The 13,860-nt window shown below is 31.7% G+C and carries 14 protein-coding genes; 13 read left to right on the top strand and 1 reads right to left on the bottom strand.

The window, feature by feature from the left end:
- Positions 1-19: 19 nt before the first annotated feature.
- From VJ374_RS13995 to VJ374_RS13945, 11 genes are read left to right on the top strand one after another with little or no spacing between them, the layout of a single operon-like run.
- Positions 20-757 (top strand): glycosyltransferase family 2 protein, encoded by a 738-nt coding sequence (locus VJ374_RS13995; protein WP_329471062.1) that lies wholly within the window; start codon positions 20-22, stop codon positions 755-757.
- 5 nt (positions 758-762) lie between these two features.
- A complete protein-coding gene (locus tag VJ374_RS13990) occupies positions 763-2,037 on the top strand; it encodes a phenylacetate--CoA ligase family protein (protein ID WP_329469269.1) in 1,275 nt (424 codons plus the stop codon).
- Between the two features lie 21 nt (positions 2,038-2,058).
- Complete coding sequence (locus VJ374_RS13985; RefSeq protein ID WP_329469268.1) at positions 2,059-2,976, top strand: alpha-1,2-fucosyltransferase; 918 nt, start codon at positions 2,059-2,061, stop codon at positions 2,974-2,976.
- Between the two features lie 14 nt (positions 2,977-2,990).
- Positions 2,991-3,872 (top strand): glycosyltransferase, encoded by an 882-nt coding sequence (locus VJ374_RS13980; RefSeq protein ID WP_329469266.1) that lies wholly within the window; start codon positions 2,991-2,993, stop codon positions 3,870-3,872.
- Entirely contained in the window at positions 3,865-5,271 is a 1,407-nt protein-coding gene (locus VJ374_RS13975) for an oligosaccharide flippase family protein (protein ID WP_329469264.1), read from the top strand. Before VJ374_RS13980 ends, VJ374_RS13975 begins: the two co-directional genes overlap by 8 nt.
- A 6-nt stretch (positions 5,272-5,277) precedes the next feature.
- Entirely contained in the window at positions 5,278-6,183 is a 906-nt protein-coding gene (gene rfbA / locus VJ374_RS13970) for a glucose-1-phosphate thymidylyltransferase RfbA (protein ID WP_329469262.1), read from the top strand.
- Complete coding sequence (gene rfbC, locus VJ374_RS13965; protein ID WP_329469261.1) at positions 6,180-6,740, top strand: dTDP-4-dehydrorhamnose 3,5-epimerase; 561 nt, start codon at positions 6,180-6,182, stop codon at positions 6,738-6,740. Before rfbA ends, rfbC begins: the two co-directional genes overlap by 4 nt.
- 2 nt (positions 6,741-6,742) lie before the next feature.
- A complete protein-coding gene (gene rfbB / locus VJ374_RS13960; RefSeq protein WP_329469257.1) occupies positions 6,743-7,729 on the top strand; it encodes a dTDP-glucose 4,6-dehydratase in 987 nt (328 codons plus the stop codon).
- The gene (gene rfbD, locus VJ374_RS13955; protein WP_329469255.1) at positions 7,726-8,589 is read left to right on the top strand and encodes a dTDP-4-dehydrorhamnose reductase; all 864 of its coding nucleotides are present in this window, start codon (positions 7,726-7,728) and stop codon (positions 8,587-8,589) included. Before rfbB ends, rfbD begins: the two co-directional genes overlap by 4 nt.
- A 7-nt stretch (positions 8,590-8,596) precedes the next feature.
- Positions 8,597-9,763, top strand: a complete 1,167-nt coding sequence (locus VJ374_RS13950) for a nucleotide sugar dehydrogenase (protein ID WP_329469253.1) — start codon at positions 8,597-8,599, stop codon at positions 9,761-9,763.
- Between the two features lie 37 nt (positions 9,764-9,800).
- Positions 9,801-11,015 carry an EpsG family protein gene (locus tag VJ374_RS13945; protein ID WP_329469251.1) on the top strand — a complete coding sequence of 405 codons (1,215 nt, stop codon included), beginning with the start codon at positions 9,801-9,803 and terminating at the stop codon, positions 11,013-11,015.
- A 71-nt stretch (positions 11,016-11,086) separates the two neighbouring features.
- Here VJ374_RS13945 and VJ374_RS13940 read toward each other — a convergent pair whose 3' ends face one another.
- Positions 11,087-11,356 carry a hypothetical protein gene (locus VJ374_RS13940; RefSeq protein WP_329469250.1) on the bottom strand — a complete coding sequence of 90 codons (270 nt, stop codon included), beginning with the start codon at positions 11,354-11,356 and terminating at the stop codon, positions 11,087-11,089.
- A gap of 245 nt (positions 11,357-11,601) precedes the next feature.
- Between VJ374_RS13940 and VJ374_RS13935 the strand changes: the two genes are divergently transcribed.
- Positions 11,602-13,239, top strand: coding sequence for an Ig-like domain-containing protein (locus tag VJ374_RS13935; protein ID WP_329469249.1), 1,638 nt, complete (start codon positions 11,602-11,604; stop codon positions 13,237-13,239).
- Between the two features lie 38 nt (positions 13,240-13,277).
- Positions 13,278-13,850: a zinc ribbon domain-containing protein gene (locus VJ374_RS13930; RefSeq protein ID WP_214805550.1), complete on the top strand. Its 573-nt coding sequence runs from the start codon at positions 13,278-13,280 to the stop codon at positions 13,848-13,850.
- The last annotated feature ends 10 nt before the right edge of the window (positions 13,851-13,860 follow it).

The following is a 13,860-nucleotide window of genomic DNA, read 5'->3' as shown; positions in this document are numbered from 1 at the left end:
GTTGTCAAATAACAAGGAAATGGTTTCAGTGATTATTCCAACATATAACTCAGCAAAATACTTAAAAAGAACAATTGACTCTGTACTAAAACAGACATATCAAAATTTTCAAATAATAATAATAGATGATTGTTCGCAAGATGAAACAAAAAAAATAGTCGAAAATTACCAAAAAAAATTTAGTGAAATAAAGTATATTTTATTGGATAAGAACTCCGGTGCTGCCGTTGCTCGCAATACTGGAATAAAAAAAGCTGAAGGAAAATATTTAGCATTTTTAGATAGTGACGATGTTTGGTTTGAAGACAAACTAGAAATTCAATTGAAATATATGAGAGAGAATAAATTAACTTTTACTTGTACTAACTATAATAAAATAGATGAAAATGACATAGATTTAAATAAAGAAGTTCTTTATCCAACTTCTATGACTTATGAAAAACTATTAAAAAACAATTGTGGTAATTCTACTGTAATCTACGACTGTCAATCCTTAGGGAAAACATATATTGAAGATATAAAAAAAAGAAATGATTACGTTATGTGGTTAAAAGTCATTAAAAAATCAGGGAAACTACACAACGTAGGAGAAACTTTATCTAGCCATAGAATTAGGTCAGGATCAATTTCAAGCAACAAAATTGATCTGGTGAAATACCACTGGTATGTATATAGAAAAATTGAAGATTTGAATTTTATGAAATCAGTTTATCTAACATTTTATTGGATTGTAAAAAAAGTTTTTACAAAAGGATGATTTATTTGGGAAAAATAAATGAAATTATATTTAAATTGGGTGTGGCTTTTAGAAATAACTTACTGTTTAATTCGTTTGATTTTTTAAAAAAATCTCAATACTGGGATAATAAAAAAACAGAAGAATATCAGGTAAAAAAATTCAATGAATTGATACAATTTGCAATTAATAATTCAAGTTATTTAAATGAGAAATATAAAAATATAGATGTAAGAATTAAAAGTATTAAAGATTTGGATAAAATACCTGCAATTACTAAAAAAGAGTTGCTCGAACATAATTCTGATATTCAGATTACTCAGGGAGTAGGAAAATTAATATTTTCTGAAACATCTGGTAGTACTGGAGAACCATTAATTTTCTATAGAACTAAGGAGTGGGATGCTAGGCATAGAGCAGCTCAACTTAGAGGATATTCATGGCATGGAGTAAAACCATGGGAGAAAAACGGATATTTTTGGGGTTATGATTTTTCTGGGAAATCAATTAGAAAAATAAAATTATTAGATTTTTTATTAAACAGATTCAGGATTTTCTCTTATAAAAAAGAAGAAATCATTGATTTTTCTTTGAAACTAAAAAAAGCAAAATATCTTGAGGGATACTCCTCAATGATTTACGAAGTAGCTAAAACATTAAATTCGCTAAATATTAAAGTTACTAATCTTAAGATGGTAAAAGGAACGTCAGAAAAAATTTATGATAGTTATCAAGAAGAAGTAAAAAAAGCATTTGGTAAAAAGATGATAAGTGAGTATGGTGCAGCGGAAACTGGAATAATTGCATTTGAATGTAAAAATGGGAATATGCATATTACTAGCGAAAATGTAATAGTAGAGGAGGAAAAAGGAGAAGTTATAGTAACTAATTTACTTTCTAAATCTTTTCCTATAATAAGATATAAATTGGGTGATAGCGTAAAAATAAATTACGAAAAAAAATGTAGCTGTGGAGTCAGTCACCCAATTATTGATGATGTACAAGGGAGAGTTGGTAAGTCTATTAGTGGTTTTAAGAACAAATATCCTAGTCTTACTTTTTATTATATTTTTAAAAATTTAGCTTTAAATTCAGATCTTACATTAAATTATCAAGCAATACAAAATAAGCGAGGACATCTTATCTTCTATATAGATCGAGAGTTAAAAGATTTTGAGAAAGATTTAGTTATTAAAGAAGCATTTAAATATTTCAATACAGACATAGAAGTTAAAATAAGTTCAAAGCTTTTAAAAAGAGATTACAGTAAAAAATTTAAAGATTTTATTTCTACAATTTAAAACAGTATTGAGGTGTTTTAATTGATCATTTTAAGATCAATAGGTGGTTTAGGAAATCAATTATTTCAAATGGCATATGCAATAAAATTATCAAAAAAATATGACGAAGAGATATATGTAGATTTGTCTTCTTACGAAAAATATAAAGTTCGTTCATTCTCATTTGATAATATTGAAGCTACAAAATACATTAAAAATTTAAACTGGGATTTAATACCTAAAAAAGACCGATATAAATATGTATTATCAAGAAATATTTATCGTTATATTCAAAGAGCTATAAAATTAATAAAGAAGAATGATGAAATTGGTATAACAATGTTTTATTTATTAGGAAAATTCAACCTATTATACAATTTTGATAGCTATTTTTATAAAGAATCTAAACTAGTTCATAAAGAAAAAAATAAGTGGGTATACGGTTATTTTCAAAGTGAAAAGTATTTTGAAGAAGTGAAAGATACAATTTTTGAAACATTTAGGGTTAAAAGAACTCCGTCTAAAAGAGAAGAGGAAGTTTTAAAAAATATAAATAAAACTCAATCTATAGCTGTAAGTATGAGAGTCGGATCAGACTATACTAATTCCAAATTATTAAATATTTGTACAGAGGAATATTATTTAAAGAGCATAGAAGTTATGAAAGAAAAGTTTCCAAAGGCTCAACTATTTATATTCAGTGATGATGTAAATTTAGTAAAAGAGAAATTTAATCTTCCTTCGAACGTAGAATATGTTGAAGGATTTAACGATTACGAAAATTTAAGATTAATGTATAATTGCGATCATTTTATTATTTCAAATAGTTCATTTTCGTGGTGGGGATCTTATCTATCTTACAATAAAGAAAAGACGATAATAGCGCCATACAAATGGTATAACCATTCAAAAAAAACTCCAGATATTTATAATGATAATATTTCAAAAATTTACTTCTGATTAAGGATGAGTATATGAAATACGCTGCAGGTGTTGTTTTTTATAATCCGAAAGAAGAGGATTATAAAAAGATAGAAATATATAAACAGATTTTTGATGAAATTATTGTATATGATAATACAGAAGACTTAGAAACAATAAAAAAAACAAAAAGCAAAATTATGTTGTACAACGTGAAGTATATAGGGAATCAGAGTAACGATGGATTATCTCAAGCGTATAATGAAATGTGCAAATTATCTATTGACTTAAAAATGGATTATATATGTTTGTTAGATCAAGATAGTTTTTTTGAAAAGGAAAATATCAAAATTATTATGGAGACTATAGAGAAAAATAAAAATTTAAAAATAGGGGTTTATTCGCCCGAAATACATTATGATCATGTAGTTACTAATAAAGAAGATAGCAATGACATTTTGGAAATACGTAAGGTAGATTGGACAATTTCGTCTGGAAGTTTCATAAATCTATCGTTTTTTAAAATTATAGGTGGATTTGATATAAACTATTTTATAGATAGAGTAGACTTTGATTACTGTTTTAGTTTGAAAAATAAAAATATAGATACTGTAATAGTTAGTGATTCTAAAATGAATCAATATTTAGGTGAAACTAAGAAAAAAATGGGGAAGGTTTTTTTTCAACATTCGCCATTAAGGCATTATTATATTTATAGAAATAGATTATATTTTTATAAAAAGAAGAATAAAAAAAATAACTTGGAAAATTTAAAACTAATAGCTGGCATAATAAATCACTTACAAAAAATAATCTTTTTAGAAGACCAGAAAATAAAGAAAATAAAGTTAATTTTTAAGGCTCATAAAGATTACAAGAAATCAAGAATGGGAAAAATAAAATTCGAATTTGAAATGGTGAAAAACATTGATTGATGTTAAAAACATAAAAGTAGGAATAATCCATATATTTTCTTCTCAACTCTTTTCTCTAATTCTAAATATGATTTTAATTTTACTATTACCAAAATTTCTTGATGTTCAAAATTTTGGGTATTGGCAATTGTTTTTATTCTACGTAGGCTATGTTGGAATATTTCATTTCGGATTAATTGATGGAATTTATTTGAGATACGGTGGAATACAAATAAATCAGATAAATACCAGAAATATTGAAAGTCAATTTGGGATTATGATTTTTACTCAAATATTAATTTCAAGTACATTTCTATTCTTTATTTTCGAATTTATGGAATCTGATTCTAATCGACTTTTTGTATTATATTTGGTAGCTGCAAGTATTCCTATAATTAACAGTGTTTCATTCTTCACTTATATATTACAGACTGCAAATATGATAAAAGAGTATTCTAAATCAGTAATTTTTGAAAAAGTTATCTTAATGTTACTTATATTAATTTTGGTTTTTATAGGGAATTCAAATTTTTTGTTTTATATTGCAAGTTTTTTCGTTAGTAAAATATTTAATTTACTATATTTAATATATATTTATAAACAAAAAATAAGAATAAAATCAATTAAACATATTAATAACTATATTTTATCAAAAGAGATCTTAAACAATATAAAAGTAGGTATAACATTGCTATTTTCAAATTTATCAGGTCTTTTGATAATTGGCTCAAGTCGATATTTTATTGATAAAAAATGGGGTATAGAAACATTTGGGATAATTTCTTTTTCACTAGTTTTTATAAGCTTTTTGTTGATGTTTATAAATCAAATTAGCTTAGTGTTATTTCCAGCTTTAAGAAGAGTCGCAGAGGAAGATGCAAAAAAAATTTTTGTGAAGTTAAAAGAAACGTTAAGCTTAGTTTTATTGAGTTCTATATTTTTATACATCCCATTTTATAGTTTAGTAAATTCATGGTTACCACAATATAAAAATGGACTTCCTTTTTTGCTCATGCTATTGCCAATTGTAATTTATGACGGAAAAATGAATTTAATATATTCAACATATTTAAAGGTTTATAGAAGAGAAAAAATTTTATTTATAATAAACTTTTTTACTAGTATCGTTAATATTGTTTTTGCATATTTATTTTCATTTGTTTATCCAAATATTACGTTATTAATTTTATCTTTAAGTATGACGGTTATATTAAAATCATTAATTGCGGATGTATATTTAGATATAATGTTAAATATTAACATGATGAAAAGGAATCTTTATGAGTTAATAATTTTAATTTCGATACTATACCTTTTCTATACTGGCATGACATTTAAAATAATCATAATTGCGATGTGTTTATTCATATTTTATTTTGTATTAAATAAAAGAAATCTGATTATTAATTATATGAGGTGATTAGAAATGAAAGGTATTATTCTTGCTGGTGGAAGTGGAACTCGTTTATACCCGTTAACAAAATCAATTTCAAAACAACTTTTACCTGTTTACGATAAGCCAATGATTTACTATCCTATGTCAACACTAATGTTAGCTGGAATCAAAGAAATTTTGATTATATCTACGCCAGAAGATACTCCACGATTTGAACAACTTCTTGGAGATGGGAAAGAACTGGGGTTAACACTATCTTATAAAGTTCAAGAATCTCCTGACGGTTTAGCACAAGCATTTATTATAGGCGATGAGTTTATTGGAAGTGACTCAGTGGCGCTTGTTTTAGGCGACAACATTTATTATGGTCATGGCTTCACAGAACTTCTACAAAGAGCCTCTTCCTTACAGTCAGGATCTACTGTGTTTGGATATCATGTACACGACCCAGAGCGTTTTGGTGTTGTTGAATTTGATCAGCAACAAAATGTTATTTCAATTGAAGAGAAGCCAAAAGTCGCTAAAAGTAATTACGCCATTACTGGGCTCTATTTCTATGATAATCGGGTGGTCGAATTTGCAAAATCCTTGAAACCTTCTCCTCGAGGAGAACTTGAAATTACTGATTTGAATAAGTGCTATTTAGAAGACAATTCATTACGTGTTGAGCTTCTCGGTCGAGGTTTCGCATGGCTTGATACAGGAACTCATGAGTCGTTACTTGAAGCGTCTACTTTTATCGAAACTATTGAGCGTAGACAAAAATTAAAGATTGCTTGTTTAGAAGAAATTTCGTATCGCATGGGTTACATTTCAAAAGAACAATTGATTGATTTAGCACAACCTTTAAAGAAAAATGCATATGGGCAATACCTTTTGCATGTCGCTAACACTGTGAAAGACCGATTTACTCAGGAAGAAGGTATTCAATTATGAAAGTAATTAAAAGTAAATTAGAAGACGTATTATTACTTGAACCAAAAGTATTTGGTGATCACCGTGGTTTTTTCATGGAAAGTTATAACGAAGAAACTTTTCATGCGGCAGGTATTAAACATAATTTCATTCAAGATAACCATTCGTTATCGAAAGAGGCTGGTGTTTTGCGAGGTATGCACTATCAATTAAACCCAAAAGCACAAACAAAATTAGTTCGTGTAGGTACAGGGGCCATCTATGATGTCGTTGTGGATATGCGTAAAAATTCTCCTACTTATGGCGAGTGGGAAGGCTTTATTTTAAGCGAGCATAATAAACGGCAACTATTGGTTCCGAAAGGATTTGCACATGGTTTTTGCACGTTGACTGAGGACGTGAATGTTTTCTACAAAGTTGACGAATTATATTCAGCTGAACACGACCGAGGAATTCAGTGGAATGATCCAGCACTAAATATTAACTGGCCAATTTCTAATCCAATTCTTTCGGATAAAGATACAAAACATCCGACGTTTGAACAAGCAGAAAACAACTTTGAATGGAGTGGGAAATAATCATGAATATTATCGTTACAGGTGGAGCTGGATTCATTGGAAGTAACTTTGTCCGTCATATGTTACATACATATCCTACTTATAAAATCATTAACCTAGATTTGCTTACATATGCAGGCAATAAAGACAGCCTAGCTGATGTTATGGACAATCCAAATTATGTGTTTGTAGAAGGAAACATCACTGATCGTCAATTATTAGATCAATTAATTCAAGAGCATGATATAGATGGAATCATCAACTTTGCAGCTGAGTCGCACGTTGATCGCAGTATTTTGAATCCAGAAGTTTTTGTTGAAACAAATATTCAAGGAACGCTTGCGTTACTCGACGCTGCGCGGAAACATAATCTAAAAAAATATGTACAAGTATCGACAGACGAAGTGTACGGTTCTTTAGGTGCAGAAGGATACTTTACTGAAGATACGCCGCTTGCACCAAACAGCCCTTACTCGGCCTCTAAAGCAGGAGCAGATATGTTAGTACGGTCTTACTTTGAAACATACGGCATGGATGTCAATATTACACGCTGTTCGAATAACTATGGTCCATTCCATTTCCCTGAAAAACTCATTCCATTGATGATTACCAATGCAATGGATCAAAAAGAATTGCCGATTTACGGTGATGGTGAAAATATCCGTGATTGGTTGCATGTAACCGATCATTGTGCGGCAATCGATTTAGTTTTCCATAACGGAAAATCGGGTGAAGTTTACAATGTGGGTGGACATAACGAACGAACAAACAACCAAATCGTAGACTTGATTGTGGAACGTTTGAATGTTTCTTCTGACCTAGTGAAGTATGTAGAAGATCGTTTAGGACATGATCGTCGTTATGCGATTGATCCAGCTAAATTAGAAACAGAACTCGGTTGGAAACCAAAATATACATTTGATACAGGAATTATCGAAACTATCGACTGGTATCTAGCAAACGAAGCTTGGTGGCGTCCACTCAAAGAAAAAGCGACACTAGTTAAATGAAGAAAGTCATTATAACAGGTGCCAATGGGCAATTAGGAAAAGATCTTGTTGAGTTAATCGACGCTTCAGCTTTTGAGGTTACTGCTTTTACAAAATCAGAACTTGATATCACGAATGAAAGAGCAGTCCAAACCATCGTGAACTCGATTCAACCAGACTGGATTCTTCATGCTGCTGCATATACGAATGTTGAAGCGGCAGAAGATGAGGGCAAGAAACAGAACTGGTTAGTGAACGAGACAGGGACTGAGATTATTGCAAAAGCTGCTAAAAAAGCCAATGCCAAAATGATTTATGTAAGTACGGATTATGTTTTTGATGGTACAAAAGAAACGTCTTATGAAACTTCAGATGCTGTTAATCCTCTAAATGAGTACGGTAAAGCAAAATTAGCTGGAGAAAAAGCTGTTCAAGAGATTTTAGCGGAAGATGGACTTGTTATTCGAACATCGTGGGTGTTTGGAATTCATGGTCATAATTTTGTATACACGATGTTAAAGCTATCGGAATCAATAAGTGAATTAAATGTAGTATCTGACCAATTGGGAAGACCTACTTTTTCAGAAGACTTAGCACGTTTCATGTGGTTTATCGTAAACCAAGAGGTAGTAGGCGGAATTTATCAATTCTCAAATGAAGGTGTTTGTTCATGGCACGCCTTTGCCCAAGAAATTCTTAAAGAGAAAGCTGTGGAAGTATTAGCTTGTAACTCTGATGCATTTCCGCAAAAAGCCAAAAGACCGATGAAAAGTATATTGTCACTCTCTTCTGTTGAAAGTACAGGTTATAAAATTCCGACTTGGCAGGATGCCTTAGAACGTTTTAAGCAGAAACAAAAAATCAAACAAGAAATTGAGTGATGGTGCTATGAAAATCACAGTAGCAGGAACAGGATACGTCGGTCTATCGATGGCCGTATTACTCGCACAACATAATGAAGTCACATCGATTGATATCATTAAAGAACGGGTCGAAATGGTTAACAATCGTAAGTCACCAATTGTTGACGCAGAAATCGAAAAATTCCTTCAACATAAGGAATTGAACTTACACGCGACGACGGACAACTTCGAAGCCTATAAGGAAGCAGAGTTTGTCGTCATCGCAACTCCTACAGACTATGATCCAGTACGCAATTATTTCAATACACGGACAGTCGAAAGCGTCGTCGCAACGGTACTTGCGATTAATCCGGATGCCACGATGGTTATCAAATCGACTGTACCCGTTGGTTATACAGAAGAATTAAAAGAGAAATTCGATACACCGAACATCGTCTTCTCACCAGAGTTCTTGCGTGAAGGACAGGCATTGCATGATAACCTTTATCCATCACGAATCGTCGTAGGAGAACGTTCAGAGCGCGCGCAACAGTTCGCTGATTTATTACTACAAGGGGCAGTGAAGAAAGATGTTCCTGTCTTATTGACTGATTCGACGGAAGCAGAAGCGATCAAGCTCTTTTCGAACACTTATCTTGCGATGCGTGTTGCGTTCTTTAATGAACTTGATACATATGCGGAAGTGCGAAATTTAGATACGAAGCAAATCATCGAAGGTGTTGGACTTGATAGTCGGATTGGTAATCACTATAATAATCCTTCGTTTGGATACGGTGGATATTGCTTACCGAAAGATACGAAGCAGCTACTTGCGAACTATGAGGATGTTCCGAACAACATCATCGGTGCAATCGTCGAAGCGAACCGGACACGGAAAGACTATATTGCGGATACAATCATCAAACAAAATCCGAAAGTCGTCGGCGTCTATCGCTTGACGATGAAGACGGATTCGGACAACTTCCGTGCGTCATCGATCCAAGGTATCATGAAACGGATCAAGGCAAAAGGAATTGAAGTGACCGTCTTTGAGCCAGTGTTGACGGAAGATACGTTCTATAACTCACGTGTTATTCGTGACATTGAAGCGTTCAAGCAAGAATCGGATATCATTATTTCGAATCGTATGCATCCAGAGTTAAGTGATGTGGAAGAGAAGGTCTATACACGGGATTTATATAGTCGTGATTAATAGAAATTTATTGTGGAGATGGAATGAGGGCTTTAATATGAAAAACATAGAAGGGGATACTAAAGAAAAATTTACAGATATAATTCGTATTGAAACAATTATTGTATTCTCGATAGTAACTAGTTTAATAATTGGAGGAAGTTTAGCATTTGGTATAATAGAGAACATAATACTTCCTGTCTCTATTTCTTTGTTTTTTATTAATGCATATTTTTCATTTAAAAAAATAAATTCTAACTTGATTTCTGTTATGTATCTTATTGTTTTGTTTATTTTTATGACTAATACAGGAAATAAAAACGGATTAAATGGTGACTACAAAGCTTATGAAGGATTATATATGCATTTCAGCAACGGTGGATCAATTGGAAATATCGCTGGATATACAACAGATTATTTTTATATGGCGTTAATGAAATTAATTTCATTAACTGGTATTGAGTATAACGGTTTTTTAATTTTAGTTTCTTTAACTTCATTTTTTCTAATATTTTCTACAATAAAAGAATTAACTAAAAATTATAACTTGATTCTGCTTTGCTATTCGATTTCACCATTTTTCTATGATGTATTTCAAATAAGATACTTTTTCGCATACTCAATTGTAATATTTGCGTTAAAGTATATTATTACAAAAAAAAATAATGGCTTTAAGTATACACTTTTAATTTTATTTGCATCACTATTTCATAAAGCTATATTATTTTTTTTAATATACAATCTAGTTTTTTTCCGAATTAAACTGATACTACAATTAGTCTTTTCTGTTTTCAGTGGAGTCACTATATTAAGTTTGTTTACCAAAATAAACTTAATTGATTTCTTTTATAGTAAACTAAATATATCGAGTTTTGAAACTTATACAAGTAATGAAATAAAATACGAAATAAGTTCTACAACTTCTCTATTAACAATATTTTTTATAATTGTTTTAATTTGGATAATTAACTTAATTAATTCTCAAACTAATGAATTTATTGTAAATAGAGTACTTTGGCTAAATTATTTTAATATTTTATTAATGCCTTTTATGTTTATAACGTTAGATTTTGAAAGATATACTAGACCAATCATGTTGATAAATTATGCCTTGATAGCATCATACTTACACATTTTCAAACTTAGAAAAAAAATAATAATAATTATCTTTTTATTGCTGGTTTTATTAACACGCCAAATAATTATGATAGAAACGACTAAAACTGTTATTGAAAATAACTTGTTTATTAATTACGATTTGTTCGATAATTAAAAATAATTAGGAATATTAATAGTATTTATATTTTTTAATATTCTTAATTTCCTTGTTTCGCAACTTAAACGTTAGAATGAATTTATGGATACTGGAAAGTCCGTTTCCTTTTTTGCAAAAGGAGTGTAGAACTGTGTAATTTTTTCGTTACACAAGTCTGCACTCCTATTCTGCATTACACAGGTATATAAACCGTGTACTTCATCCTTTTTTAAAAAGTTTACTAGTTGTGTCGTTACTTGCATCAGAATGATAAGAACGACAAGAGATGTACCTAATAGTTCTCTACGTTTTTCCATCAAAATTTCTTTGAACGATGGAACTGTGTGTAGTCCTTTCATACAAGACCTCCTCTATTAGAATAAGTGTCGAAATAAATCCTTTGATCCATGCGAAACATTGTATCTCGCCTATATATTATACAATAAAAAACATTATTACAATTTATTGTTAAATTTTATTTGGTTAAAGTATATAAAATCTACACTCAATAATATTATTTCCTTATATTTCAAATTAATCCTTTATTTTTATTAGTTTTTCTATAATATGTAGGATAGCCGTTGAAGAATAAGGAGATGAAAAAATGAAAAAAATGATAGCAGGAGCTGTAGTGATTTCGCTGTTGTACCCTGGAATGTCAGCATCAGCAAGTGTCAGTCTGCCAACTGTCGCTCAGATTAAAGAAAACGATGTGACTGAAAATAACATGATCATTCGAGGCAATACGATGTATCACTCTGATTACGAAGGAACGAAGCTCTTTGATTTAAAAACAGGTATATTATTACGGAAAAATCCTACGGGGGACACATTGCTAGATGTTAGTAAGGACGAGTCGAAATTCATCGCCAAAGAATTTTGGCACACGTACTTTACGATTTATGATGCGTTCGGAGACGAAATTCGTACGATTGACAGTCTTGAATACAATGGAGAGACGTATCGATTCAATAGCGGGATCAAAGTGAACTTTTTGCCGAACTCCTCGAAACTCGTCATCGCATCAGACGACCATATTTTCTTATATGACCTGAATAGTGAAAAGGTATTAGCTGCTCGCGGGATTGACACATATGGTGCGCTAAAAGTATCGAATGATTACATCATGATTGGTGATAACACCTCGATTCGTGTCATGAACCATAACTTAGATTTGATAACGGAAGTGTTACCATCAGAAAATATCATCTCATACGATCTGACACGATCGAATACGCTTGTTTTTAATACGTATAGCTCCCGTATCTATCAGTCTAAGAGTCCATACAATAAGTCGGTCCTCTCGACACTGAAAACCTACGATGATATTGATTTAGACGAGAGTGGCATGTTCCTTGGTACTTCTAAAGGAATCTTATATGATATGCAAACAGCGAAGCGGATTTATACAAATCTAGACGAGTCACGGATTGCCTTTAACGAAAACTCGTCTAGAATCATTACGACAGGTGACCCGGTTCGTGTCTACGATACGAAAAACTTAAAAAAGCGAACTGTGAACGCACAGATTAGTACAGACTTTAATTCATTGATTGTTCGAAATGATATGACGCCGACGTTTGTCGCAATAGCGAAAGACGGTACGAAAACGAAATTGACGAATCAAGTCGCGTGGCGCTCGGATAATTCACAAATCGCTTACTTCTCAAATGGGAAGTTAATCGGAAAATCGCCTGGTAAAGTAACAATCAAAGGGACATATGAAGGGTACACGGCCACACTTTCATTAACCGTCAAAAAAGCATCAAACATAACGAACGTGAAATGGTTAACGTCTCAGAAGAATATGTTGAATCAAACCGGAACGTTCGTGAAGGCTTCGCATAAGTTGTATGATTCTTACTCTAAAGTAAAAGGAACGAATGGAAAGTTCTATTACCAAGGAAAAGTCTATACGAGTGGTATTTTTAAAGGGAATGCGTTGTACGGAACATATCGCAATAAGAAAACTGTGGACGAAATACTTTTACCGATGAGTACGGAAAAACGGAACGATATTAGTGAAAAACAAATAATGGATGTTTTCGGAAAACCGAAGAAGTCTTACCGATTCGACCCGGCGTTGTCTTCGAAATTGATGCGAGGGAACAGCGCGCTTGATCAACATCAAATCAAAAAAATAAGTCTCTATACTGTCAAAAAGAAGAATGCTTTAGAAGTAGTCTACGATGAAAAAGGATATGTCCGATATTTGCATCTGTTTGAGTCAGCTCCTGAATAATGAATCGTATCTTTAATAAGGATGAGGAGGACAGGAAGATGACGACATGTTCGAGTTGCCAAACGAGTATTCAAAAACAGTATGAGTATTGTCCGAAGTGCGGAAACAAGGTTCAATATGAAGAACTCAAAAAATTGAACGAAGAAAAGCCGGTTAATTTTTATGAGCAGCAAAACATCGTGACCAGAACATCAGATGGTCCGTTGATTAGACTTATGATGTGGGGAAGTCTGATTGTTTACTTGATCAGCTTGTGGATCTATTCTGCATACTTTAAAGAGCAACACAATCGAGGATTTTTCTTCCAAAGCGAAGAGAACGTGATGTCGGTATTCGTGCCGATTCTTCTTATTGTGGTGATACAGTTTGTTTTCCTCTCGACATCGATTAAAACGAATCAGAAAAAAGTATGGATCATCCCGTGTAGTATTACATTGCTATCTGCACTCGTCTTTTTCAATATGTATCGAGAATTAGATCAATTGCAGCTAGCTTATGGTATTTCAGGAAGTATTGTCGTTGAGGCGATGCAAGCTTTGACTATTATATACGTAGCGTTAGGCGCTCTTTTTCTAACCATTCCAGTGATGATTTCATTAAAGAAAAGATAAGAAGTGTACC

The sequence above is a fragment of the Exiguobacterium sp. 9-2 genome (genome assembly GCF_036287235.1).
In the GTDB taxonomy this organism is placed as follows: Bacteria; Bacillota; Bacilli; order Exiguobacteriales; family Exiguobacteriaceae; genus Exiguobacterium_A.
The sequence above is the reverse complement of the archived record's forward strand: the minus strand, read 5'-3'. Positions and strand labels throughout refer to the sequence as shown.

Excerpts from the sequence above, each read along its gene's own strand:
- VJ374_RS13995 (WP_329471062.1), top strand. The coding sequence starts at position 20 with ATGGTTTCAGTGATTATTCCAACATATAACTCAGCAAAATACTTAAAA.
- VJ374_RS13980 (WP_329469266.1), top strand. The coding sequence starts at position 2,991 with ATGAAATACGCTGCAGGTGTTGTTTTTTATAATCCGAAAGAAGAGGAT.
- rfbA (WP_329469262.1), top strand. The coding sequence starts at position 5,278 with ATGAAAGGTATTATTCTTGCTGGTGGAAGTGGAACTCGTTTATACCCG.
- rfbC (WP_329469261.1), top strand. The coding sequence starts at position 6,180 with ATGAAAGTAATTAAAAGTAAATTAGAAGACGTATTATTACTTGAACCA.
- rfbB (WP_329469257.1), top strand. The coding sequence starts at position 6,743 with ATGAATATTATCGTTACAGGTGGAGCTGGATTCATTGGAAGTAACTTT.
- rfbD (WP_329469255.1), top strand. The coding sequence starts at position 7,726 with ATGAAGAAAGTCATTATAACAGGTGCCAATGGGCAATTAGGAAAAGAT.
- VJ374_RS13950 (WP_329469253.1), top strand. The coding sequence starts at position 8,597 with ATGAAAATCACAGTAGCAGGAACAGGATACGTCGGTCTATCGATGGCC.
- VJ374_RS13945 (WP_329469251.1), top strand. The coding sequence starts at position 9,801 with ATGAAAAACATAGAAGGGGATACTAAAGAAAAATTTACAGATATAATT.
- VJ374_RS13940 (WP_329469250.1), bottom strand. The coding sequence starts at position 11,356 with ATGAAAGGACTACACACAGTTCCATCGTTCAAAGAAATTTTGATGGAA.
- VJ374_RS13935 (WP_329469249.1), top strand. The coding sequence starts at position 11,602 with ATGAAAAAAATGATAGCAGGAGCTGTAGTGATTTCGCTGTTGTACCCT.
- VJ374_RS13930 (WP_214805550.1), top strand. The coding sequence starts at position 13,278 with ATGACGACATGTTCGAGTTGCCAAACGAGTATTCAAAAACAGTATGAG.